Here is a 23,516-nt window from a genome sequence, read left to right as displayed (position 1 = left end):
TAATTGCACAGTTAAAAGCAAAAAAATCAATCGACGGCCGAAACCTGCAACGACTCACGAATCGAAACGGCACGTTCCGCGCCCACAAGGTCTTCGTACTCCTGCTGCGCCGCCAGCCAGAACGGCCGGGCCTCTTTGACCTTGAGCCCCCCCTGCTCCGACAGCGACAGCCGCAGCGCGGCACGCGGTCCTTCGGCGCGGCTGTGAATCAATCCCTCGGCCTGCAACGGCTTGAGCGCCCGGACCAGCGTGGTTCTTTCCATGACCATCGCCTCGGCCAGTTCGGCAATGGCGATGTCCGGGTTCCTGCTGACCTGCACCAGGATGGAGAACTGCGAGATCGAGAGGTTGGCGACAGACAAATGCCGGTCGTACAGCCGGGTCAGGAAACGCGCATGGCGCCTGACGGCATGACAGTGGCAGAGCCCGGTAGCTTGAGGTGTATTCATGGGCTGAATCATATGTGCAATTACACAGATGTCAAGATCGATATGACTTCGCCCCATCCTGCCAGCTCGCACAATCGCTGCGCAGAATATCGATCAGCTCACGCAAGCCCGGCGGCATCTGTCGACGGCCTGGGTAATAGAGCAAAAACGGTGGTTCGGTCGGTGCCCAGTCCGGCAGCACTACTTGCAACTGGCCGCGTTGCAGGTAATCGCTGATTCGTGCTTCAAGGCAGTAGGTGATGCCGCGTCCTGCCAGCGCCATCTCGATACCAAGCTGGGTTTCGTTGACGCACAACTGGCCAGGCACCTCAATGGCCCGGTGCTCGCCGGCCTTCTCGAAGTCCCAGCGGTAAATCAGCCCGTAGCCAGTACGGATCTGGATGCAATTATGGTGTTTCAAGTCTTCCGGTACGACAAGGCGTGGCGTGCGCTTCAGATAGTCCGGCGAGGCGGCGGCCACCCAGCGCAGCCGGTCACTGATTGGCACGGCAATCAAGTCTTCAGCGATGGTTCCGCCATAGCGGATTCCGGCGTCGAAACCGGCCGCGAGAATATCGACGATGCGGTCATCGACCGCCACCTCGACCGACATGTCCGGATAAGCGTCCAGAAAGCGCGGCAGCCAGCGGGTGAACAGCAAGCGCGCACCATCGCCCAGCACATTGATACGCAACCGCCCGGCAGGCCGGTCGCGATGCCGGTCGACCTCGGCCAGCGCCGCGCCGATCTCTTGAAAACCACTGGCCAGCCCTTTGGCCAGGGTGGTGCCTGCATCGGTCGGCGAAACCGTGCGGCTGGTGCGGTTGAGCAGCCTGACACCCAGACGGTTTTCCAGATTGCGCACGCTGTGACTGAGCGCCGAGGTGGTAACGCCCAGCTCGACAGCAGCTCTGGAAAAGCTGCGGTGATTTTCGACGGCCAGAAAGGCATTCAGATCGGCCAGGTCGGCGCGAGACAATTTGGTGGTTGGAAGCACCGGCAAAACTGCATCTCCAGCGTTGAGTAATATTCAATAGTCGGTTGAATCAAGCTAAACAAACAGGCAGCGCGCAGAGATTAACATGAGCCGCTATTGCCCTGACGGCGCCATTTTTCTGCGAGTGATCACTGTGTTTAACCTCAATATCCTGGGTTCCATGTAATGGGCTGCTTCGTTTTTGTACGGCTGTGGGCCGAAATCACCGAAATAACCCTGCACACGGGTGCGCAGCGATGAGCGCTGTCACGCCGCCCCATGGCACGACCGCTGCGATCCTGACCCTTGCGCTGGGCGGCCTGTTCATCGGCACCGGCGAGTTTGTGTCGATGAGCCTGCTACCCGAGCTTGCGCACAGTACCGGTGTGTCGATCCCCAGCGCAGGCAACTACATCAGCGCCTACGCCCTTGGCGTGGTGGTCGGTGCGCCGTTGATTGCCATTCTGGCCGCGCGCTGGCCGAGAAAGACCCTGCTGCTCGCCTTGCTGGTGCTGTTCGTGCTCGGCTATGCCGCCAGCGCAGTGGCCAGCAGTCACAGCAGTCTGCTGGCTGCACGTTTCGTTGCCGGCTTGCCACACGGCGCCTATTACGGCGTGGCCTGCCTGGTCGCGGCGGCTATGGCGGGCAAAGGGCGTCAGGCCCAGGCCGCCGGCTACGTGATGGCCGGGCTGGCCGCCGCCAACGTGATCGGCGTGCCGCTGGCGACCTGGATCGGGCACCTGTCTGGCTGGCGAACCACCTTCGCCGCGCTGAGTGTGGCCGGCCTGACCGCGTTGCTGTTGTTCTGGCGTTATGTGCCCGCAATGCCGGCCGACCCGCAGGCCAGCCCTGAAGCCGAACTCGGCGGCCTGAAACGTCCACAGATCTGGCTGACCCTGGCCACCGCCTCGATCGGCTTTGGCGGCATGTTCGCGGTGTACAGCTACATTACCCCGACGCTGACCGAGGTCAGCGGCTTCAATGTCGATCAAGTGCCCATGGTGCTGGCGGTCTGGGGCGCCGGCATGATCGTCGGCAATCTGGTCGGTGGCTGGCTGGCCGACCGCAACCTGCTGCGTGCCATCTTTGTGATCATGGGCTGGAACGTCGTCGTGCTGGCCTTGTTTTCTGTGTTCGCCAGCTCAGCGATGGCAACGCTGGTTGTGCTGTTTCTGGTCGGTACAGGTTTTGCGTTGGTACCCGCCTTGCAGGTACGACTGATGAGCGTTGCAGGCGGCGCGCAGACCCTGGCCGCCGCCCTCAATCACAGCGCCTTCAATATTTCCAACGCCGTGGGCGCCAGCCTGGGTGGTGCTTCCATCGCCATGGGCATGGGCTGGGCGTCGACCGGTTGGGTCGGCAGTCTGCTCGCTACACTGGGCATCGGCATGATGACGCTGTCTGTGCTGTTGCAAAAAATGCAATTGACCAGGCATCAAAAAACCCAGGAAGGTCTCGGTCCTTCCTGCCCAACCCCTAAGTGAGCTTTTCATGACCCAATCCATCATCGACCTGTCCGACGGCAAACAAATCCCGCAACTGGGCCTTGGCGTCTGGCAAGCCAGCCCGGAACAGGCGCGCACCGCCGTCAACCAGGCCTTGCAAATCGGCTACCGGCACATCGACACGGCAGCCATCTACGGCAACGAAGAAGGCGTCGGGGCCGGTATCCGCGACGCCGGCCTCAACCGTGATCAGGTGTTCGTCACCACCAAGGTCTGGAACGCCGATCAAGGCTTCGAGGCCGCAGGCCTGGCGCTGGAACAAAGCCTGACGCGCCTGCAACTGGACTATGTCGACCTGCTGCTGATCCACTGGCCGACGCCGGCCAAAGATCGCTACGTTGACACTTGGCGCGCGCTGATCAAAGCACAGGAGCAAGGCAAGGTGCGCTCCATCGGTGTGTCGAACTTCACCGCTGAACACCTGCAACGGCTGATCGACGAAACCGGCGTCGCCCCGGTGTTGAACCAGATCGAACTGCACCCGTCGCTGCAGCAACGCGAGCTGCGCCGCGTTCACGAACAACTGGGCATCCGCACCCAATCGTGGAGCCCGCTGGGCCAGGGCAAGGCGCTGGATAACCCGGTGATCAAGAAAATCGCCGCCCGGCACAACCGTAGCAGCGCCCAGGTGATCATTCGCTGGCACCTGCAACTGGGGCTGATCGCCATTCCCAAATCGGTGACCGAATCGCGGATTCGGGAAAACGTTCAGGTGTTCGATTTCCAGCTCGATGCCGAGGACCTGGCAGCCATTGCGACGCTCGACAACGGCGAGCGCTTGGGGCCGGATCCTGAGACGTTGAACTGAGTTTCAGAGCGGCAACGGCCGATCCGCGATGACCTGTTTCATCACCAGCGTCGAGGTCAGCCGTTGCACATTGGGCAGGCTGGTCAGGCGCTCGTCATACAGCCGCTGAAAGGCCGGTAAATCCTTGCTGACCACATGCAGCAGGTAATCCGGATCGCCAAACAGCCGCTGCGCCTCGACCACTTGCGCGATGTCTTGCAGCGCTGCTTCAAAGGCAATAACCGCTTCGCTGTTGCCTTCGCGCATGGTCACGAAGACCAAGGCAGAAAAATTCAGGCCTACCGCCTCAGGCGCCAGGTGAGCGCGGTAGCCCTTGATCACCCCGCCCTCTTCCAGCGCCCGTAATCGACGGTGACACGGCGACAGGCTCAAGCCCACCCGCTCGGCCAGTTCGGTGACCGACAAGCGACCGTCAGCTTGCAGCTCGGCAAGAATCTTTCTGTCAGTACGATCCATAAGCAAGAATCTACCCTTTACACGGCTTTTGGCTGGAAGATTTGAAAGCCAATTCTAGCAGCATCTCTTTATCGTTCTTTCTCCATTCATGTTTGCCGGAGAAAGAACTCATGCCGATTTGCATTGCTGCTTTAGCCAACCGGGGTGCTTACAGATGAGCGCCAGTTTGTTGGCCGCATTCTGGGCGGTGTCATTGTTGTTCGTCATCACGCCGGGCGTCGACTGGGCCTACATGATCTCGGCCGGCATGCGCGGCAAGAGTGTGGTGCCGGCAGCCGGCGGGCTGTTATCGGGGCATCTGGCCGCCACGCTGGTGGTCGCCGCCGGGGTCGGCACGGTTGTGGCGGGCACGCCGATGGCGATGGCGGTGTTGACCCTCGCCGGTGCCGGCTACCTGTTGTGGCTGGGCGTCAACCTGCTGCTCAAGCCGGCAACGCCTGCGGCCGGTGATATACAAACATCCATGCCCTGGACGCACTGGACGCTGAAAGGCGCCTGCGTCAGTGGGCTGAATCCCAAGGTATTCCTGCTGTTTCTGGCGCTGTTGCCGCAATTCACCGACCCTGAGGGAAGCTGGCCGATACCGTTGCAGATCGTCGCCATGGGCCTGCTGCACCTATGCAGTTGCGCAGTGGTGTATCTGCTGGTCGGGTACAGCGCCCAGGCGGTGCTGCGGACTCGCCCGGCAGCGGCGCGGATCGTGGGGCGAGTCTCCGGTGCGGCGATGATCGGCATTGCGGCCGCCTTGTTGCTTGAACATCTGGCGGCTTGAACGCAGCCTGCCGTGATAGTGTTTCGCGCCGTGACCATTTCGAGGCGAAGCGCGTGAAGGATATTGCCGGTGTCGACAGTGACGGATTTATTACGATGGTACCGGCCAGGCAGGTTCAGCCTGAATTTACCGCGCTGGTCGAGGACGTCTGCAGCACGCTGACCCGTACGCTCGGCCCGCACGTGGACAGCATTTACCTGTACGGCAGCGTCGCCAACGGCCATGCGCTGCCAGGAGTTTCAGATCTGGATATCACGCTTGTGCTGCTCGACACCGGCGCTCAGGTACGCGAGCGACTGGCAGCCATCAGCGTCGACTTGCAACAACGGCACCCAGAAGTCACCAAGATCGATTTCGATACGGGTCATCGCGACGAGGTTCTGGCCGAAGATAACCGGTTCAGTTGGGGGTACTGGCTCAAGCATCATTGCCGCTGCATCTGGGGCTACGATCTGGGAACTCGCTTCGAACGCTTCAAGCCTTCCCGCGAGATAGCCTGGGCCGTCAACGGTGATTTCGAGACCGTGCTCAACCGCTATCTCGCCGCCTTGGCACAGGAAACCAGCCTTGCGCAGATTCGCCGCCTGCAACGCGAAGCCGCGCGCAAGCTGGTGCGCGCCACCAATATCCTGCGTGATGAATACGAACCTGGCTGGCCGCTGACGCTGGAAGATCATGCTGAGCAATTCATCCAGCGCGCGCCGCAGATGCAGGCGCACATCGATTTTTTTATGACTCAAGCCAGGCAGCCGGACGCGACAGTGGTCGCATTCGCTGCCCGGATGCAGCAGTTTGTCCGCTGGATGCTCGCCCAGACCGCGCCCACCTCTCGATCACGTGATGAATTATGATGGCCCTCCACCTCAAGGAGCCCTCATGGAACTCATCGACTGGCAGGATTTCACCAAGGTCCAACTGCGCGTCGGCCGCATCGTCTCCGCCGAACCGTTCGAGAAGGCGCGCAAGCCCGCCTATATCCTCCACGTCGATTTCGGCGAAGAACTGGGCATCAAAAAATCCAGCGCGCAAATCACCGACCACTATGCCGCTGACGCCCTGATCGGCAAGCTGGTGGTTGCGGTGGTGAACTTCCCCAGGAAGCAGATTGGCCCGATTCAGTCCGAATGCCTGGTCACCGGCTTTCATGACGAAAACGGCGCCGTGGCGTTGTGCGTGCCGGATTTGAATGTGCCGCTGGGTACGCGCTTGTTGTAATCACACCGTAGAATCGCTGACCACTCCACTCACAGGAAGGAAGACATGGCCGACAAACAGCACCACTACCCGGTTCAGGTCGTATGGACCGGCAATCAAGGCACCGGCACGGCTTCCTATCGTGGCTACAGTCGCAACCATGAGATCAAGGTCACCGGCAAGCAGACCCTTGAAGGTTCATCTGACCCCAGCTTTCGCGGCGATCCGACCCGTTGGAACCCTGAAGAACTGCTGGTTGCCTCGCTCTCGGCCTGTCACAAACTCTGGTACCTGGGCCTGTGCGCCGAAGCCGGGATTGTAGTGCTGGCCTACGAGGACAATGCGCACGGTGCCATGGTTGAGCAAGCCGATGGCGCAGGGCAATTCACCTCGGTGGTGTTGAGGCCAAAGGTAGTTCTGGCGCCAGGCTCGGACCTTGAAAAAGCGCGTGAGCTGCATCGGGTCGCTCATGAGAAATGCTTCATCGCCCGCTCGGTGAATTTTCCGGTCAGTCATGAACCTGAGTTGTCCGTGGGTACGACGTTTGCCCCACTCGGCACCGATGGAATATAAAAAATACGCCATGAAAAAAACGATAAGACTCGCCACCGAGACGGATATCAGCGCTATTTTTCATATTCGAACCAGTGTTCAGGAAAACCACCTGTCCCATGATCAGTTAGCCGAAATGGGCATTACACCTGAAACTATTCGGCAGGCGATATCAGAAGCTTCATGTATATGGGTCGCCGAGGTCGAGGGTGTCCCCGCCGGTTTTTCCATGGCGGATATTGAGGATGGTTGTGTGTTTGCCGCTTTCGTTCTTCCTGAATTCGAGGGGCACGGATTGGGGCGCAGACTGATGGATAAAGCAGAAGCTTTTCTGTTTCAACATCACCGGACGATATGGCTGGAAACCGCTGAAGCGAGCCGCGCGAGTGGCTTTTACCGACACCTCGGCTGGCAACCTGTGAAACATTTGCCAGAAGGTGATATTCGCTTTGAGAAGTGCCTGAGTGATAACTAGAACACTCTGCCGATCAGAGGCTTGCGCTTGAGTGGATGCTTACAATGCGGCTGCCAGACGCAACCCTGTTTTATCTACATCAAGGAGTCCCAGACATGGATGTTCAATGCCAATCGCTTGAAGACGTTCGCCAGAATATTGATCGCCTCGACCATGCAATCGTCACATTGCTGGCCGAGCGCGGGCAGTTCGTCAAACAGGCGGCGGCGTTCAAGACCACTCAGCAGGACGTCAGGGCACCGGCCCGCGTCGAACAGGTGATTGCCAAGGTCAAGGCTCTGTCGCATGAGGCCGGAGCCAACCCGCAGGTGGTCGAACAGGTTTACCGGGCCATGATCGCCGCATTTATCGAGGCGGAACTGGCCGAGCATGCAGCCCTTGCGAGCGGGCGCCAGGGCTGACCCCGGTCATTCAGGGCTTGCCCAGATACCCCGGCAGGCCTTCGACCCGTTGCAGCCAGCGGTTCACATGCGGGTAAGGCTGCAGGTCCACGCCGCCTTCCGACGCCAGCGCCACGTACGGGTACACTGCGCAGTCAGCAATGCTTGGCCTGCCGATGGCCAGCCAGTCGTGCTGTTGCAGATGAGCGTCTAGCACCGCCAGGGTTCGCACGGATTTTTCCAGTGCTGCCGCCTTGTCCAGCGCATAGCCGAACTTGTCGACCAGGCGGGCCGCGCACAGGCTGTGTTGCACTTCATTGGCGGCAAACGACAGCCACTGCACGATCTGCGCCTGGGCAGCCGCTTCGCCGGGCCACCAGGCAAGGCCGCCATAAGTGCCGGCAAGGTGTACCAGAATGGCCTGGGAGTCGCGCAGCACTGTTTTACCGTCGACCAGCACCGGCACTTGCGCCAGCGGATTAAGCTCGATAAAAGGCGCGCGCAAATGTTCGCCCGCCGCCAGGTCCACCGGCACGATGTCCAGTTCGATGCGTGCCAGGGCAGCGAGCAGCCGGACCTTGTAGCAGTTGCCGGACAATGTCAGGTCATAGAGTTTCATGCGTCTGCGCCTTCTGCGATCAGTTGATTGAATTCCAGTACATTGCCGTCCGGGTCGCGGATAAACAGCGCGATACGCCGTGGGCCGATGCGATGCGGGCCTTGAGTAATACGGATGCCCTGCTCACCCAGCCAGCCCTGCAAGGCGTCGAGGTCGTCGACGATAAAGGCCGGATGGGTAATGCCCGGCAGCTTGATCGCCGCGTCGAGCAATACGTTATGCGCGGCAGGCAACCGGGCGCCATTGAAGATCAGGTTGATGCGCACGCCGTCCGGGCTGAGCATTTCGTTGGCTTCATGCTCGACAAAGCGGGCGCTTTCGACAAAGCCGAGTGCCTGGTAGAAACTCAGGGCACGCGACTTGTCGCTGACCCGAATGCCGATATGGTCGTAGGCCAGGATTCGTGCCGGGTTGTGAATGGCGGTGTTGTGCATGATCAGGGGATGCTCCGTGGCAATGATTCACCGCCACAGTCTGGCGGCCGAACGCGCCCCCAGCTATGCCGCGCACCTGACAACACTTGTGCATTTACTGCACAGACACGCAGGCGAAAGTGCTCGCCAGTCAGCCTCCCCCTTACAGCAATCGCATCCGCTTGATGTCTCGCTGCGGCGGCTCGCCGAACAGCCGGCTGTATTCGCGACTGAACTGTGACGAGCTTTCGTAGCCCACCAGCCCGCCGGCGCTGCTGGCGTCGACATTCTGGCTGAGCATCATTTGCCGGGCCGCCTGCAGCCGGAGCTGCTTCTGGTACTGCAACGGGCTCATGCCAGTCACCGCCCGGAAGTGTTGTCGAAAGGTAGAGGGGCTCATGCACGCTGCGGTCGCCAGATCGTCAACCCTCAGCGCCTCGCGATAATTAAGCTTCAGCCACTCCAGCGACTTCGCAATATGATGACTGGGCGACCCGGCATTCACGATGTGCAGAAGCTGCGGGCCATGCGGGCCGTTCAGCAGACGGATCACGATCTCTTCGATGATCAGCGGGGCAAGGGTCGTAATCAGGCAGGGTTCGTCCAGCAGTCCGACAAGTCGCTCCAGGGCGTTGAGAATGCTGGCTTCAAGCGCATGCACCGTGACCGGTTTGAATGCCTTGTCTTTCATTCGCTGGGACAACCGCAGGCGCTCGGCGACCCGCACAACCATGGCACCGTCAAACTTCAGGATCATGCCGAGAAAGGGTTTGGTTGCGCTGGCCTTTGTCACGTTGGCGATGACAGGAATGTCGACACTTGTGACCATGGACTCTCCTGGTCCATAAGCCAGAACCTCCTCCCCCACCATGACCTGCTTGCCGCCTTGCAGGGTCAGGCCAAGCCCCAGAACATAGATGCAGTGCAGCGGCACTGTGACTGTGCTGCGCCGATGAAAACTGAGGCCCGGAATATCAGCGAAATGGTCACCATCGTTTCGGGCAATCCGGGCAACCCGTTCGGCCAGGCGGCCCGTGTCTGAGATGGCTAAAGGTTTTATAGAAACTGAGTTCATTAGCTCTTCCAAAGGCTCGGTGCTAAAGCGCATGTTTGCTGATGCCATTGCTCACACGAACAATATCGGCCATTACGGCCAGCGCAATTTCTGCGGGTGTCTTACTGCCAAGATTCAGCCCGATAGGCGCGTGAATACGCTTTACACGCTCATCATCCAGCGCGCCGATGCGCCTGACGCGTTCCAGGCGTTTTTCACTGGTTCGCCGCGACCCCATGGCGCCAATATAGAAGGCTGGCGTTCTGACCGCCTCCATCAGCGTCAGGTCATCCAGGCGAGGATCATGGGTCAATGCCACGACCGCCGTCGCTGCATGACAACCACCGTCTGCGATCCAGGATGCCGGATGCGTTTCAATCAGCGCAGCGCCCGCCACATGAAAACCCGACGTCAGCTCCGGGCGTGGATCACAGACGATGACTTCATACCCCAGCGCCACGGCAAAACCTGCGCAAAACTCCGCAACAGGCGACAGGCCGGCGATCAGCAGCCGTCGTGCGGCGCCGACACGCAGGCGTATTCGGTCAGCCTCGAGCGTGACCGCCGCACACTCCCCTGGCGCCTCTTCAATGCGCATCAGCCGCGTTGCCAATGTCACCTCACGCACAATCCAGCGGCGGCCCCGGAGTGCACTTTGCATCAAAGCGAAGTGCTCACGCGCCACGCAATCCGCTTCGAAATACTCGACCAGCACATCGAGCACCCCGCCACACGGCAGCTCCAGATTGGGCGCAAGCCCGCCCTGCCCATAGCGGATAACCTGATTGATGGGTGCAAACTCACGGCGACCGAGCCTGTCGAGAAAGTCCTCTTCGACGCAGCCGCCAGAGAGTGACCCGCAAAAATCTCCCCGCTCCAGCGCGACCAGCATGGCGCCGGGGCCGCGAGGTGCAGAGCCAAACGTTGAGAGGACCGTGCAGAGCCAGATACCCTGACCCTGCTCCAGCCACGTTGACGCTTGATCGATGACCTGCAGATCGAGACTGTTCATACGTCAGGCGAGCAACTTGTCCAGAGTGATCGGCAGATCCCTGATGCGCTTGCCTGTGGCGTGATAGACCGCATTGTTGATCGCGGCTGCCACGCCCACAATGCCGAGTTCGCCGACCGCCTTGCCGCCCAGAGCGCTGGCCTGAAGATCGGGGATACCGACATCGATGGTGATGATATCCGGCACGTCGGCATTAACCGGAACGACATAGTCCGCAAGGCTTGCATTAACGATGCGGCCATCCCGGCGATCGATGTGGCCCTCTTCGAAAAGCGCCTGGCCGATGCCCATGATCATCCCGCCCATCCACTGACTTTCCGCCAGCTTCGGGTTATAGACCCTGCCACTGTCGAAGGCGGCCACCATGCGCTTGACCTTGACCGTCCCAAAATCCTCATCCACACGCACTTCGACGAAATGCACGCCCCAGCTGTGAGCAGAGACGCCGCCGTGAGTCGCCGGCAGCATCTGGCTGAAACCGTGTGCGGCGGCGCTGCGATCCGCCTCGGTGGCGCCGGCGGTGAAGGTGTCGGTCGATATCTCGACTCGCTCCTTGCCAATGGCTTTGAGCAAGTCACCTAACGAGACGCCTTCGCCCGGGCGTTGCACAGGCTTGATCCGTCCGTTCCTGAATACCAGATGACTAATATCCATGCCGTTCAGAGGGGACCTGGGCTCAGTGACGGCTAACTTCAACAGTTCGCTACGGGCCAGCTTCGCAGCTTTGTAGACCGCACCGGTGAGGTTATTGGCGAGCTGTGAGCCGCCAGCGATGGGGGAACGAGGCAGGTCGGTATCGCCCAAGCTGACTGTCACCGAACGGGTAGGCACATCGAGCACTTCGGCAGCGGTTTGCGCAAGGATGGTGTAAGTGCCCGTGCCCAGATCAGTGCCTGCGCTGAGTACATGGATTCGCCCATCGCGATGGATAACGATTCTGGCCTCACCGGGCGTGCGCCAGATCGGATAAGTACCGGCAGCCATGCCCCAGCCGATCAGCTCGCGGCCTTCACGCATCGAACGAGGTTTCGGGTTGCGGGCGGACCAGCCAAAGGCGTTGGCACCTGCGATGTAACCTTCTCGCAGACGACGGGTTGTCCAGGGAATGTTGGCTTTCGGGTCTTTTGCCGCCCAGTTTCGCAGGCGCAATTCAACAGGATCCAGGCCAAGCTCATAGGCCAGCTCATCCATGGCGGTCTCCAGCGCATAGGTGCTGATACCCTCGCCGGGGGCGCGCATCCAGCCTGGATTGACCGTGTTCACCGGGATGATGCTATGCCGGGCCAGCATATTGGGCGTCGCGTACATCAGCGCCGTCACGCCGGTCGTCGGCTCCAGGTGGGTGTCGTCGATAGCGGTTTCGTTCCAGCCTTCATGCACCACAGACACGAGCATGCCTTCGCGGGTGGCGCCTAACGCCAGCCGTTGGCTGGTACGCGGCCGGCCGCCGTAGCCGGTAAACGTCTGCGGCCGGGTCAATGCCAGTTTCACCGGACGCCCCAGGGCCTTGGCAGCAGCACAGGCCATGGCGACATGAGGATGCGGCGCCACCTTGCAGCCAAACCCGCCACCAATGAACGGCGATACAACGCGCACCCTGGCCATATCTATACCCATCCACTGAGCGATGACATTACGCGCGCCGCCGACCCACTGGCTCGACTCATAAACGGTGAGCCTGTCTTCAATCCAGTGCGCGATACAGCCATGCGGCTCCATCGGCACGTTGTACTCACGGGGCGTGGTGTAGACCCCCTCTATCCTGACCGCCGCCGACGCCAGCGCGGCGGGCGCATCGCCCCATTTGGCTTGCAGATCATCAATAGGCTGCGGCCTGGCGCGCGGGTCATCAGGATCGATGATCGCCGTGCCTTGCTCGTAACTCACCACTAGCAGGCTTGCAGCCTCGGTGGCTTGTTCAAAGGTTTGTGCGACGACCAGGGCAATGTGCTGCCCGTTCCAGCGCACGTGATCGTCCTGCAGCGGGGTAAAGTTTTCAGTCGCCGCGCCGCCCTTGATAAAAGGCGTTGCCGGCTGAATGGCGAGCGGGTTCAGATGCGTATACACCGCAACCACCCCAGGCGCTTTTTCGGCGGCTGCCACATCAATGGCGGTAATGCGCCCTGCGGCAATGGTCGATTGCACGGCGACGCCATACAGCATGCCGTCAATCACGTGCTCGATGGCATAAGGGGCTTGCCCTCTTACCTTGAGACCACCGTCCTGGCGGGTGGCGCGTTCACCAAGGGATCCATTGCGCTCTTTCTCAATCAGGGGTGCCGCTTGGCCGGTCAGTGGATTCAAGGCCAGGCCTGTATAGGCGACCGCCGAGCCTGCTGCCGCTGTTTTCAACAAGGTCCGGCGATCGATTTTCGGGTTAAAAAGATCGTTCATGCCAGACCTCCAACGGTCATCAAGGCGCGTGCAATCACACGCGGTGCCAGCGTGATCTTGAAGCGGTTGTGCTCGCGGGCCTGAGCGCCATCGACAGCGCCGCGAGCCGCCTCGCGAATCGTCTGCTCGGTGAATGCCTTTCCAATCAACGCCTGCTCGACCGTCCGGGTTCGCCAAGGCCGGGGCCCCACGCCCCCCAGCGCAATGCGAATATCCTTGATGGTACGACCGTCCTCTTCGAGTTCGACGCCGACGGCCGCGCTGGCAGCCGCAAATTCATAGGACGCACGGTCCCGTACCTTGAGGTAATGCGAGCGTTTGAGGGCCGCCACCACCGGCACTTCAACGCCGATGATCATTTCGCCGGGCAACAGATCATGCTCAATGTCGGGACGCGCGCCCGGTAGCCGGTAGAATTCTTCGGCCAACACGCGTCGATCCGATGCCCCGCGTAGCAACACCGTGGCATCGAAAGCCACCAGCGCCACCGCCAGGTCGCCGGGATAAATCGCGATACAGCTCTCGCTGGTGCCCAATACCGCATGATTGCGGTTAATCCCGTTCAGCGCCGCACAGCCGGAACCGGGGTTACGTTTGTTGCAGGCAGCATAGGCACTCGGGTCGCGAAAATAGGTACACCGTGTGCGCTGCATGAGGTTGCCGCCAATCGAAGCCATATTGCGCAACTGCGGCGATGCGGCGCGCCACAGCGCTTCACTGATGACGGGGGCCTGTTCCTGAATACGCGCATGGGCCGCGACATGGCTCATTTTCGCCAACGCACCGATACGAATCTGCCGGGCGTTCACATCGATGCCATTCAGGCCTTGCAGATGACTGATATCGACCAGTCGAGACGGGCGCTCGACCCCGCATTTCATCAGGTCCAGCAATGTCGTGCCGCCCGCCAGGAAGCGGCTCTGGGGCATGGCCTGTTCCTGCCGGGCACTGGCGATATCGCTGGGGCGAATATAGTCGAACGCTCTCATGCTTTACCCTCCTGCAAACGTGCAGCGGCCGTGCGTACCGCCGTGACAATGTGCGGGTAAGCGCCGCAACGGCAGATATTGCCGCTCATGTATTCGCGGATTTCATCATCGGACCCTGTATGCCCCTCACGGATGCAGGCAACCGCCGACATGATCTGGCCTGGCGTGCAGTAGCCACACTGGAATGCATCGAATTCGACGAAGGCCGCCTGCACGGCGTGCAACGTACCGTCCGGTTGAGCCAAGCCTTCGATGGTGGTGACCGTGTGGCCTTCAACCTGAGCCGCAAGCGTCAGGCAGCTCAAGACGCGCTCACCGTCGACATGCACCGTGCAGGCACCACACTGCCCCTGATCACAGCCTTTCTTGGTGCCGGGCAGCGCTGCATGCTCGCGAAGCGCATCCAGCAATGTCGTACGCGGATCAAGCTCAAAAGCGCGTGTGGCGCCGTTGACGTTGAGTCGAAGTGTGTGACGGTCTGCCATGCTGGGCATCTCCAATGCTGTCCGACAGCGAGCGCTATGCTGCTCGCCAGTATGCTGTGGCCGTCATCATCAGCAATTGCCTGATCGGCGCTGTTTCTTGCCCAATCCAATGATCAGCCACCCCAGTTCTGCAACCAGTAGGCGTAAGGCGTCGGCAAGACCGAGGCAGGATCGGCAATCTTGAGCACCCGTGCGGCCTCGAAGGGCCAATGGGGATTGGCGAGCAGCGTTCGCGCAAAGCACACCAGGTCGAGTGCGCCGCTGCGGATGAAGGCGTCGGCCTCTTGAGCGTCGGTGATCATCCAGCTGGTGCCTACAGGCAGGCCTGTCTCGGTTCGCACCCGCTCAGCGAAGGGCACCATGAAATTGGGCCCCCAAGGCACAGACTCTCCGGGGACAGTGAGCGCCAGTGAACAGTCGATAAAATCGACGCCACCTTCCTTGAGCCATTTGAGCACCTGGATCGACTCGACCATCGACGCTTCCAGATCCTCATCGAAATCGACGGTGCCGAAACGTATCGTCAACGGCAGATGCTGTGGCCAGACCTGCTTGACCGCCGCGACGGTTTCCAGCAGGAAGCGAGCCCGGTCAGGCAGTGAACCACCGTATTGATCGGTGCGCACATTGGCCTTGGGAGACAGGAAGCTCTGGCCGAGAAACCCGTGGGCAAAATGCAGCTCCAGCCACTCGAATCCGGCACGGTGCGCACGTACAGCAGCGCTGACAAAATCGCCTTGTATCCGCGCAATCTCTTCGACCGTGAGTGCGTCTGGCACATAGGAGGCGTCAGGCACATAAGCCAGAGCGCTGGGTGCGACCGGTGTCCAGCCCTGGCCGTCTGCCTCAGCAATCGGATCGCCCCCGGTCCACGGAGGCGTGCATCCGGCCTTGCGCCCGGCATGGCCCAGCTGAATACCGGGAACGGCCCCCGCGTTGTTTATCAGTGAGGCAATGTCGGCGAAACCGGCGATGTGCTCATCACTCCAGAGACCGGCATCCCCCAACGTAATCCGGCCCTCGGAACTGACCGCGGTGGCTTCCACGACCACCAGGCCAGCGCCACCCTTTGCCAGGGTTTCATAGTGCGTTTTATGCCAGTTATTCAACCGGCCATCGACCGCCTGGTACTGACACATCGGCGACGCAACGATGCGGTTGCGCAGCGTGACGTCCTTCAAGCGGTAAGGCGAAAACAGCGAGGTCATGAGCGTATCCACTGAGTGATTCGAATGGATAAATTATGATCCCGAGCAACGGTGCGCTGGTTGCCTGATAAAAGCGAAACACTGCACAAAATGACGGGCTTTCGAAAATTCGTCATCGATTGGCAAGCACCCTGGCGAGATTCTGGATAGGCTGGCTGCCCTGATTTCAAGCGTCATTCTGGAGAGGATCAATGGACCGGCTCAAGGCCATGGCCAACTTCATACGCATTGTCGACAGCGGCAGCCTGAGCGCCGCCGCCGACAGTAGCGGGCAATCGGTGGCGTCCCTGGTGCGCTCGCTGGCGGCACTGGAGAAACACCTTGGCGTGCGCCTGCTCAACCGCAGCACCCGGCGCATGGCATTGACCGAGGAAGGCACCGAGTACCTGGCCTGGAGCCGGCGCATGCTTGCCGATTTCGATGCGATGGAGCAGCGGCTCGATGCCCGCCACGACTGCCCGGCCGGCCTGTTGCGGCTCACTGCGCCGGTGGAGTTCGGCCAGCGCTACATCGCCCCGCTGGTCAACGACTTTCTCAAGGCGCACGCCGACATGCGCATCGAGCTGACCCTGGATGACCGCATCGTTGACCTGCTCGACGATGGCCTGGACCTGGCGATCCGCATCGGCCGCCTGCCCGACTCGTCGATGGTCGCACGCAGCGTCGGGCGTACCCGGCTGGTTACCTGCGCCAGCCCCGATTATCTGCACAGCGCACCGCCGCTCGACAGCCCCGCAATGCTCTCGCAGCACGCCTGCATCGCCATCGCCGGTCAAGGCCGGCACTGGTACTTTCGCCAGGGTAAAGCCGAACACGTGCATACAGTGCAGCCGCGCCTGACCACCAACCAGACCCGCTCGACGCGCCTGGCCTGCGTGCAGGGCCTGGACATTGCGCGACTGTTGCACTATCAGGTCTGGGAAGAACTGCAAACCGGGCGTCTGCAACGGGTCTTGCAAGACTTCGAGCCCGAAGACCTGCCGGTGCAACTGGTCTACCCGCACGCGCAGATGCTGTCGCCACGGGTGCGGGCGTTTATCGACTGGGCGTGCCCACGATTGCAAACGCAGGCGCCGAACCCCGACCCAAGTGATAGCCAATAGACATCAACCCCTTCAATCTGCATCATGCGCGCCCGGATTAATGACTTTCAAAGGACGAAGCGATGATGTTGCGCAGTACCCTCCTGCTGCTGTTGGCCCTGTTTGCCGACACGGCCACCGCCACCAGCCTCGATTGCAGCCAGGCGGCCAGCTTTGCCGACAAGACGATCTGCCGTGATCAGGTGCTGAGCGAAATGAATGACGCCCTGAACCTGGTGTACCGCGAAGCCTTGCAGGTCATACGCAACCCGGCAGCCTTGCAAAGCGACCAGCAAAAGTGGCTGGCGGCGCAAAACGCCTGCACGGTTGCCAAGTGCGTTGACGACGGCATCACCTCACGCATGAGCGCCCTCAACCAGCTCATCCGTACCGAGCGCGCGCCGGTCAAGGTCAATACCAAAGCCAGCAACCCAGCCCCGGAAAAAGGCCTGTGGCAGCGCTTTGTCGATGGTCCGGCCTGGAAATACGCCATGACCCTGCTGGTGATCGGTGTCGTGGCCTGCGTGTTCCTGCATCGGCGCGAGACACTGACCGTCTATACCAATTTCACCGACGCGCTGGTCACCAACCTTGTGCCGCTTGGCGCGTTGATCGTCTGGGGCTTGCTGGCCTGGCTGGAATTGCCCTCGCCGATCCCGCAGGTCATCGCCGTCTTGATGTTGGTGCTGGCGGCGGTGTTCGCCTGGATCAGCTCATGGAACGCCAACGACGCGCTGTGGAAAGTCGTTGCGTCGTTTCTGTGCAAGATGATGCTGGTCAGCGTCTTTTATGCACTGGTGCTGTTCCTGCTGCTGTTGTTGATGCCGACCCGCAAAAAGGGTGAAACCCGCCGGGAAGCCGAGATTCGCAACTATAACCAGCAGGTTGTCGCTGACGTTGTCGTGCAAGAGATGAGCTACGCCTACACCTTCCTGAGTGTCTGGCTGTGCCGCTATGTCGAGTTCAGTTCCCTCTCGGATTGCATGACGCACTATGCGAGTTACCAAGAGGTTGAAGAACAGGTTTGAGCCCGAGCTGCGGCGTCAGCGATGGCGCAGCAGGTCGATCACCACACCCAGCGCCAGCGAGGGTTGCCGCCGGTTGGGGTAGTACAGGTGATAACCCGGAAACGGCTCGCACCAGTCGCCCAGTACCCTCAGCAAGCGGCCCTCGGCGATGTGTTCGGCGGCCATGTCGTCGGGAATATAAGCCAGGCCGCAGCCTGCCAGGGCGGCGCGCAGCAACGGGCTGCTGCTGTTGAAGGTCCACTGCCCTTGCACCCGCGCCCTGATCTCGCGGCCGTCCTTCTCGAACTCCCACTGCATCAGCCCGCCATAGGTGGGCAAACGCAGGTTGATGCAGCAATGCTCGGCCAGGTCGCCCGGTACTTGCGGTAACGAGCGACCTTCAAAATAAGCGGGTGACGCCACCACGGCCATGCGCATCGGCGCGCTGATGGGCACCGCGATCATGTCCTTGGCCACTTGTTCGCCCAAGCGCACGCCGGCGTCGTAACGCTGAGCGACGATGTCGGTGAGGGTGTAATCGACGCAGACCTCGACCCTGATATCGGGATAATCGGCCAGCCCTGCACTGAGTTTGGGCCACAGAATGTGATTGGCCGCGTGCTCGGAAGCCGTGAGGCGAATGCTGCCGGCCGGCTTGTCGCGAAATGCACTGACGGCCGCCAATTCCAGCTCGATTTCCTCGAAACGGGGCGCCATGGTCAGGTACAGCCGCTCCCCTGCTTCGGTGGGCGATACGCTGCGCGTGGTGCGGGTCAGCAGCCGTATGCCCAGGCGCGCTTCCAGGCCACGAATGGTGTGGCTCAGTGCCGATTGCGACACCCCAAGTTGCGCCGCCGCACGGGTAAAGCTGCCCTCGCGCGCGACAATCACGAACGCTTGCAGGTCGTTAAAGTTCTCTCGTGGCATTGATGAGCCTGTCTCATGATGGCATGCGGATTATTCCATCTAATCATGTAACGCCCGTCTCGGTACATTCCTCGCTTTACTCAGCGGGAGCCGACTATGCGCCAAGGCATCGAACCATCTCAATCCCATGCAGTTGCACGCCGATGAACACGATCATGACGGGGCGTCAGCGCGCAGTGCTGGCGTTGGTACTGGTCAGCTACCTGATCATCCTGCTCGATGTGTCGGTGATCATCACCGGCCTGCCACGCATCGAAGCCGAGCTGGGGTTCAGCCACACCGGCTTGTCGTGGGTGTCCAACGCCTACACCCTGGCCTTTGGCGGCTTGTTGCTGCTCGGTGCACGGGCCGGTGATCTGCTGGGCCGGCGGCGCATGTTTATCATCGGGGTGAGCGTATTTACGCTGGCCTCGGTGTCGATTGCCCTGTCGCCTTCGGCCGCGTGGATGGTCGTGAGCCGCGCCTTGCAGGGCGTGGGTGCGGCGATTCTGGCGCCCTCGACCCTGGCGTTGCTGCAAATGAGCTTTGCCGAAGGCCCACAGCGCACCAAGGCGCTGGCGTATTACGGCGCGACCGCCGGAATCGGCGCCAGTGCCGGCATGGTGCTGGGTGGGGTATTCGCCGACTGGCTGTCGTGGCGCCTGGGCTTTTTGATCAACCTGCCGATCGGCCTGGCGCTGATGTTCGGCGCCTGGCGTTACCTGAGCGAGACCGAACGGCACTCCGGTCGGCTGGACGTACTCGGCGCCCTGACCTCGACCTTCGGCATGTTTGCGCTGGTGTTCGGCATTGTCAGCGCCGCACAAGTGGGCTGGCACGACGGCGCGACCCTCACGGCGCTGGCACTGGGTTGCCTGGCGCTGGTCGGCTTTGTACTGCATGAGTCACGGGCCGCGCAGCCGATCATGCCGCTGCGCCTTTTTGCCAGCCGCGAGCGGGTCGGTGCCTGGCTGGCACGGCTGTTGTTCATCGGCTCCATGTTGGGATTCTGGTTTTTCACCACCCAGTTTCTGCAAGGCGTGTATGGCTTTGGTCCGTTGCAGGCGGGCCTGGCGTTCTTGCCCATGACCCTGGTGAATTTTGTCGTGGCCATGGCCGTGCCGCGCCTGACCCGGCGCTTCGGCAACGCCGCCCTGCTGGCCGCCGGTTTGAGCCTGACGGTGCTCGGCATGGCCTGGCTCACTCGACTGACACCGGACAGCGCCTACCTCAGCGGCATGGCGCTGCCGATGCTGCTGCTCGGCATCGGCCAGGGCCTGACCCTGAGCCCGCTCACCGCCGCAGGCGTCGCCGGCATCGAGCCGCGCGATGCCGGTGCGGCGGCGGGGCTGGTGAACGTGGCACACCAGATCGGCGGATCGCTGGGCTTGAGCGTACTCATCGTGGTGTTCGATGCCGCAGGCAGCTCGGCACGCGATGGCGTCGAGCGCCTGGCGATGCGCGTTGACGCCAGCCTGGAAGCCTCGGCAGTGCTTCTGCTGCTGGCGTTGCTGGTGGTCATGGCCCTGGTGGTACGCAGGCCATTAGCGGCAAAACAGCAGCACACCTGAAACCACCTCCGTCCTGTCGATCAAGGAAACCTCCATGCTGATGCATGCCGTACTCGTCGCCCTGCGACGGCCTTATACCTTTGTGGTCATGGCGCTGTTGATCATGATCGTGGGCGTGCTGGCGGCGTTGCGCACGCCAACCGACATCTTTCCGCAAATCCGTATTCCGGTGATTGCCATCGCCTGGCAGTACACCGGCTTGCCGCCGGACGAGATGGCCGGGCGCATCTCGACGGTGTTCCAGCGCACCCTGACCTCGACGGTCAACGACGTCGAGCACATCGAGGCCAATACCTACCCCGGCATCAGCGTGGTGAAGATTTTCTTCCAGCCGGGGGTCGATATCGCCGTGGCCAACGCCCAGGTGACGGCCGTATCGCAGGTCGCGCTGCGGCAAATGCCGGCCGGTATCCAGCCGCCGCTGATCCTCAACTACAACGCCGCCACGGTGCCCATCGTGCAACTGGCGATGTCCGGCCAGGGCCTCAGCGAGCAGAACCTGTTCGACCTGGCGATGAACACCGTGCGCACCCAGTTGATCACCGTGCCGGGGGCCGTGATTCCGCTGCCCTACGGCGGCAAACAACGACAGGTTCAGCTCGATGTGAACCCGCAAGCGCTGCAGGCGCGCGGGCTGTCGGCGCAGGATATTGCCACTGCGCTGGCGGCGCATAACGTGCTGACGCCGATCGGCACGCAGAAGATCGATGACCTGGAATACACCCTGCAACTCAACAGCGCGCCCGCCGCGCTGGACGACATCGGGCGGATTCCGGTCAAGGTGGTCGACGGGCGCACGATTTACCTGCGCGATGTCGTCGATGTGCGTGACGGTAACGCGCCGCAAAGCAATATCGTGCATGTCGACGGCGGCCGCTCGGTGCTGATGTCGGTGCTCAAGAACGGCTCGGCTTCGACCCTGGAAATCGTCGACGGCATTCGCAGCAAGGTCCCGGCCATGGGCGACTCATTGCCTGAAGCGCTGAAGGTGCTGCCGATCAACGACCAGTCGGTGTTCGTCCGGGCGGCGATCAAGGGCGTGGTGCTCGAAGGCGCCATCGCGGCGACCCTGACCAGCCTGATGATTCTGTTGTTTCTCGGCAGCTGGCGCTCGACGCTGATCATCGCGGTGTCGATTCCGCTGTCGATCCTCGGCTCGATCATCGCCCTGGCGCTGGTCGGCGAAACCCTCAACCTGATGACCCTCGGCGGGCTGGCTCTGGCCATCGGTATTCTGGTCGACGACGCCACGGTGACCGTCGAGAACGTCAACTGGCACCTGGAACAGGGCAAGGACGTCGAAAGCGCGATCATCGATGGCGCCCGGCAAATCGTCACGCCAGCGTTCGTGTCGCTGCTGTGCATCTGCATCGCTTTTGTGCCGATGTTCTTTCTTGAAGGCGTGTCGCGGTTTCTGTTCGTGCCGATGGCCGAGGCAGTGATTTTCGCCATGGTCTGCTCGTTCATGCTGTCACGCACCCTGGTGCCGACCCTTGCCAATTACCTGCTCAAGCCGCATCAGGCGCACGCCGACCACCCGCCTTCGCGCCATCCGCTGGTGCGTCTGCAACTGCGTTTCGAGGTGCGCTTCGAGCAGTTTCGCGCCGCTTACCAGCGCGCATTGACCCGCGCCTTGCAGCAGCCCAAGACGTTTATCGCAGGCTTTATGGCGGTAGTCGCGCTATCGTTCGGGCTGACGCCGTTTCTGGGCAGCAACTTCTTCCCCACCGTCGATTCGGGCCAGGTGTTGATGCACGTGCGCACGCCGGTCGGCACGCGGGTCGAAGAAACCGCCGTGCGCTTTGCCGACATCGAACAGGCGGTGCGGCGGATCATTCCCAGCGAGGAAATCGAAACGCTGGTCGACAACATCGGCCTGCCGGCCAGCCCGACCAACGTGACCTACAACAACACCGGGATGATGGGTTCGCAAGACGGTGACTTCCAGATCGCCCTGCGTGACGGCCACCGGCCCACCGCCGACTATGTGAGGCAACTGCGCGAAACCTTGCCGGCGCAGTTTCCGGACACCACCTTCTCTTTTCCGCCAGCAGACATCGTCAGCCAGATTCTCAACTTCGGCGCGCCAGCCCCCATCGACATTCAGGTGCGCGGCAGCAACCTTGAGGCCAACTACGCCTACGCCCGCGAACTGCTCAAACGCGTGCGTGCGGTGCCCGGCCTGGTCGATGCGCGCATCCAGCAGTCAGACAAGGCGCCGGTGTTCGATGTGCAGCTGGACCGCACCCAGGCCGGCTTGCTCGGCCTGACCACCCGCGATGTCACCAACAGCCTGGTGGTCAATCTGGCCGGCAGCAGCCAGGTGGCACCCACTTACTGGCTCAACCCGGCCAACGGCGTCAGCTACCCGATCGTGATGCAGACCCCGCAACACGCGCTCGACTCTCTGACCGCGCTGGCCAATCTTCCGGTCGGCAGCGGCACCCGCGCCGCCGACACCACGCTGGGCGGCGTGGCCAATGTGCAGCGGCGCACCGGCAATGCGCTGATCAGCCAGTACAACATCCAGCCGATGGTGCAGATTCACGCCGCCACCCAGAACCGCGACCTGGCGGCGGTCGCCGCCGACATTCGCAAGGTGCTGGCCGACACCGCCGACCTGGTACCCAAAGGCTCATCGGTGCATCTACTCGGCCAGGTGCAGACCATGGAGAAAGCCTTCGGCGGACTGCTGCTGGGTCTGCTCGGCGCGGTGGTGCTGATTTATCTGCTGATCGTGGTCAATTTCCAGTCGTGGCTGGACCCTGCGGTGATTGTCTCGGCGCTGTCGGCGGCACTGGCCGGCATCGTCTGGATGCTGTTCGCCACCGACACGCCGCTGTCGGTGCCGGCGCTGACCGGCGCGATTCTGTGCATGGGCGTGGCCACTGCCAACAGTGTGCTGGTGATCAGTTTTGCCCGCGAACGCCTGACCGAACTGGGTGACGCCACCGCAGCGGCGCTGGAAGCCGGATTCGTGCGCTTGCGCCCGGTATTGATGACCGCACTGGCGATGATGCTTGGCATGTTGCCCATGGCCCTGGGCATCGGCGAAGGCGGCGAGCAGAACGCGCCGCTGGGCCGCGCCGTGATCGGCGGCCTGTTGTTTGCCACCGTCGCCACCCTGATGTTCGTCCCGGTGTTGTTCAGCCTCGTCCACCGCCGCGCCGCACACGATTCAGCCCCTTATGCAGCCCCGGCACCACAGCCTGTTTCTGGAGTTTCCTGAC

At 61.6% G+C, this 23,516-nt stretch carries 24 protein-coding genes; 12 read left to right on the top strand and 12 right to left on the bottom strand.

The features are described 5' to 3' along the window. Positions 1-26: 26 nt before the first annotated feature. Both ACYP2A_RS13520 and ACYP2A_RS13515 read right to left on the bottom strand, forming a co-directional pair. On the bottom strand, positions 27-449 hold the full coding sequence (locus tag ACYP2A_RS13520) for a MarR family winged helix-turn-helix transcriptional regulator (RefSeq protein WP_459745606.1): 423 nt from the start codon (positions 447-449) through the stop codon (positions 27-29). 31 nt (positions 450-480) lie between these two features. Next, positions 481-1,431 carry a LysR family transcriptional regulator gene (locus tag ACYP2A_RS13515; RefSeq protein ID WP_459745604.1) on the bottom strand — a complete coding sequence of 317 codons (951 nt, stop codon included), beginning with the start codon at positions 1,429-1,431 and terminating at the stop codon, positions 481-483. 230 nt (positions 1,432-1,661) lie between these two features. On the opposite strand from ACYP2A_RS13515, the gene ACYP2A_RS13510 reads away from it, so the two are divergent. Next, the gene (locus ACYP2A_RS13510; protein ID WP_459745603.1) at positions 1,662-2,888 is read left to right on the top strand and encodes an MFS transporter; all 1,227 of its coding nucleotides are present in this window, start codon (positions 1,662-1,664) and stop codon (positions 2,886-2,888) included. 7 nt (positions 2,889-2,895) lie between these two features. Further along, a complete protein-coding gene (locus tag ACYP2A_RS13505) occupies positions 2,896-3,717 on the top strand; it encodes an aldo/keto reductase (protein WP_459745602.1) in 822 nt (273 codons plus the stop codon). 3 nt (positions 3,718-3,720) lie between these two features. On the opposite strand, the gene ACYP2A_RS13500 is transcribed toward ACYP2A_RS13505, so the two are convergent. Further along, entirely contained in the window at positions 3,721-4,173 is a 453-nt protein-coding gene (locus ACYP2A_RS13500) for an Lrp/AsnC family transcriptional regulator (RefSeq protein WP_459745601.1), read from the bottom strand. A gap of 154 nt (positions 4,174-4,327) precedes the next feature. On the opposite strand from ACYP2A_RS13500, the gene ACYP2A_RS13495 reads away from it, so the two are divergent. The 6 genes from ACYP2A_RS13495 (at position 4,328) to ACYP2A_RS13470 (ending at position 7,567) form a co-directional block, all read left to right on the top strand. After that, positions 4,328-4,945, top strand: a complete 618-nt coding sequence (locus tag ACYP2A_RS13495; protein ID WP_459745599.1) for a LysE family translocator — start codon at positions 4,328-4,330, stop codon at positions 4,943-4,945. A 95-nt stretch (positions 4,946-5,040) separates the two neighbouring features. Then, a complete protein-coding gene (locus ACYP2A_RS13490) occupies positions 5,041-5,796 on the top strand; it encodes a nucleotidyltransferase domain-containing protein (protein ID WP_459745724.1) in 756 nt (251 codons plus the stop codon). A gap of 25 nt (positions 5,797-5,821) precedes the next feature. Beyond that, on the top strand, positions 5,822-6,160 hold the full coding sequence (locus tag ACYP2A_RS13485; protein ID WP_459745598.1) for a tRNA-binding protein: 339 nt from the start codon (positions 5,822-5,824) through the stop codon (positions 6,158-6,160). 45 nt (positions 6,161-6,205) lie between these two features. Beyond that, the gene (locus ACYP2A_RS13480) at positions 6,206-6,712 is read left to right on the top strand and encodes an OsmC family protein (RefSeq protein ID WP_459745596.1); all 507 of its coding nucleotides are present in this window, start codon (positions 6,206-6,208) and stop codon (positions 6,710-6,712) included. Positions 6,713-6,722: 10 nt separating this feature from the next. Further along, entirely contained in the window at positions 6,723-7,166 is a 444-nt protein-coding gene (locus tag ACYP2A_RS13475) for an N-acetyltransferase family protein (RefSeq protein ID WP_459745595.1), read from the top strand. A 95-nt stretch (positions 7,167-7,261) separates the two neighbouring features. Beyond that, positions 7,262-7,567, top strand: a complete 306-nt coding sequence (locus ACYP2A_RS13470; RefSeq protein ID WP_459745593.1) for a chorismate mutase — start codon at positions 7,262-7,264, stop codon at positions 7,565-7,567. A gap of 10 nt (positions 7,568-7,577) precedes the next feature. On the opposite strand, the gene ACYP2A_RS13465 is transcribed toward ACYP2A_RS13470, so the two are convergent. The 8 genes from ACYP2A_RS13465 to ACYP2A_RS13430 form a co-directional block, all read right to left on the bottom strand. Continuing rightward, positions 7,578-8,165, bottom strand: a complete 588-nt coding sequence (locus tag ACYP2A_RS13465; protein WP_459745591.1) for a glutathione S-transferase family protein — start codon at positions 8,163-8,165, stop codon at positions 7,578-7,580. After that, a complete protein-coding gene (locus ACYP2A_RS13460; protein WP_459745590.1) occupies positions 8,162-8,599 on the bottom strand; it encodes a VOC family protein in 438 nt (145 codons plus the stop codon). Before ACYP2A_RS13460 ends, ACYP2A_RS13465 begins: the two co-directional genes overlap by 4 nt. Before the next feature lie 142 nt (positions 8,600-8,741). Further along, a complete protein-coding gene (locus ACYP2A_RS13455; protein WP_459745722.1) occupies positions 8,742-9,653 on the bottom strand; it encodes an AraC family transcriptional regulator in 912 nt (303 codons plus the stop codon). A gap of 22 nt (positions 9,654-9,675) precedes the next feature. Beyond that, positions 9,676-10,644: an XdhC family protein gene (locus ACYP2A_RS13450; protein ID WP_459745589.1), complete on the bottom strand. Its 969-nt coding sequence runs from the start codon at positions 10,642-10,644 to the stop codon at positions 9,676-9,678. Positions 10,645-10,647: 3 nt separating this feature from the next. Beyond that, the gene (locus ACYP2A_RS13445) at positions 10,648-13,038 is read right to left on the bottom strand and encodes a xanthine dehydrogenase family protein molybdopterin-binding subunit (RefSeq protein ID WP_459745587.1); all 2,391 of its coding nucleotides are present in this window, start codon (positions 13,036-13,038) and stop codon (positions 10,648-10,650) included. Next, the gene (locus ACYP2A_RS13440) at positions 13,035-14,027 is read right to left on the bottom strand and encodes an FAD binding domain-containing protein (RefSeq protein ID WP_459745585.1); all 993 of its coding nucleotides are present in this window, start codon (positions 14,025-14,027) and stop codon (positions 13,035-13,037) included. The genes ACYP2A_RS13445 and ACYP2A_RS13440 overlap by 4 nt, the downstream gene beginning before the upstream one ends. Further along, positions 14,024-14,512 carry a (2Fe-2S)-binding protein gene (locus tag ACYP2A_RS13435; RefSeq protein WP_459745584.1) on the bottom strand — a complete coding sequence of 163 codons (489 nt, stop codon included), beginning with the start codon at positions 14,510-14,512 and terminating at the stop codon, positions 14,024-14,026. The genes ACYP2A_RS13440 and ACYP2A_RS13435 overlap by 4 nt, the downstream gene beginning before the upstream one ends. Positions 14,513-14,625: 113 nt before the next feature. Then, on the bottom strand, positions 14,626-15,720 hold the full coding sequence (locus ACYP2A_RS13430; RefSeq protein ID WP_459745583.1) for an NADH:flavin oxidoreductase/NADH oxidase: 1,095 nt from the start codon (positions 15,718-15,720) through the stop codon (positions 14,626-14,628). A gap of 191 nt (positions 15,721-15,911) precedes the next feature. Here ACYP2A_RS13430 and ACYP2A_RS13425 point away from each other — a divergent pair, with 191 nt between their 5' ends. Continuing rightward, positions 15,912-16,823, top strand: a complete 912-nt coding sequence (locus tag ACYP2A_RS13425; RefSeq protein WP_459745582.1) for a LysR family transcriptional regulator — start codon at positions 15,912-15,914, stop codon at positions 16,821-16,823. Positions 16,824-16,885: 62 nt separating this feature from the next. Further along, complete coding sequence (locus ACYP2A_RS13420; RefSeq protein WP_459745580.1) at positions 16,886-17,830, top strand: lysozyme inhibitor LprI family protein; 945 nt, start codon at positions 16,886-16,888, stop codon at positions 17,828-17,830. Positions 17,831-17,845: 15 nt separating this feature from the next. On the opposite strand, the gene ACYP2A_RS13415 is transcribed toward ACYP2A_RS13420, so the two are convergent. Continuing rightward, positions 17,846-18,736 (bottom strand): LysR family transcriptional regulator, encoded by an 891-nt coding sequence (locus ACYP2A_RS13415; RefSeq protein WP_459745578.1) that lies wholly within the window; start codon positions 18,734-18,736, stop codon positions 17,846-17,848. Positions 18,737-18,879: 143 nt separating this feature from the next. Here ACYP2A_RS13415 and ACYP2A_RS13410 point away from each other — a divergent pair, with 143 nt between their 5' ends. Both ACYP2A_RS13410 and ACYP2A_RS13405 read left to right on the top strand, forming a co-directional pair. Next, positions 18,880-20,286, top strand: a complete 1,407-nt coding sequence (locus ACYP2A_RS13410; protein ID WP_459745576.1) for an MFS transporter — start codon at positions 18,880-18,882, stop codon at positions 20,284-20,286. A 37-nt stretch (positions 20,287-20,323) separates the two neighbouring features. Then, on the top strand, positions 20,324-23,515 hold the full coding sequence (locus ACYP2A_RS13405; protein WP_459745721.1) for an efflux RND transporter permease subunit: 3,192 nt from the start codon (positions 20,324-20,326) through the stop codon (positions 23,513-23,515). Position 23,516 lies beyond the last annotated feature (1 nt).

It is taken from the genome of Pseudomonas sp. 3A(2025) (genome assembly GCF_054589175.1).
Note: the sequence above shows the minus strand (reverse complement) of the source record. Positions and strands in the feature narration are given on the sequence as shown.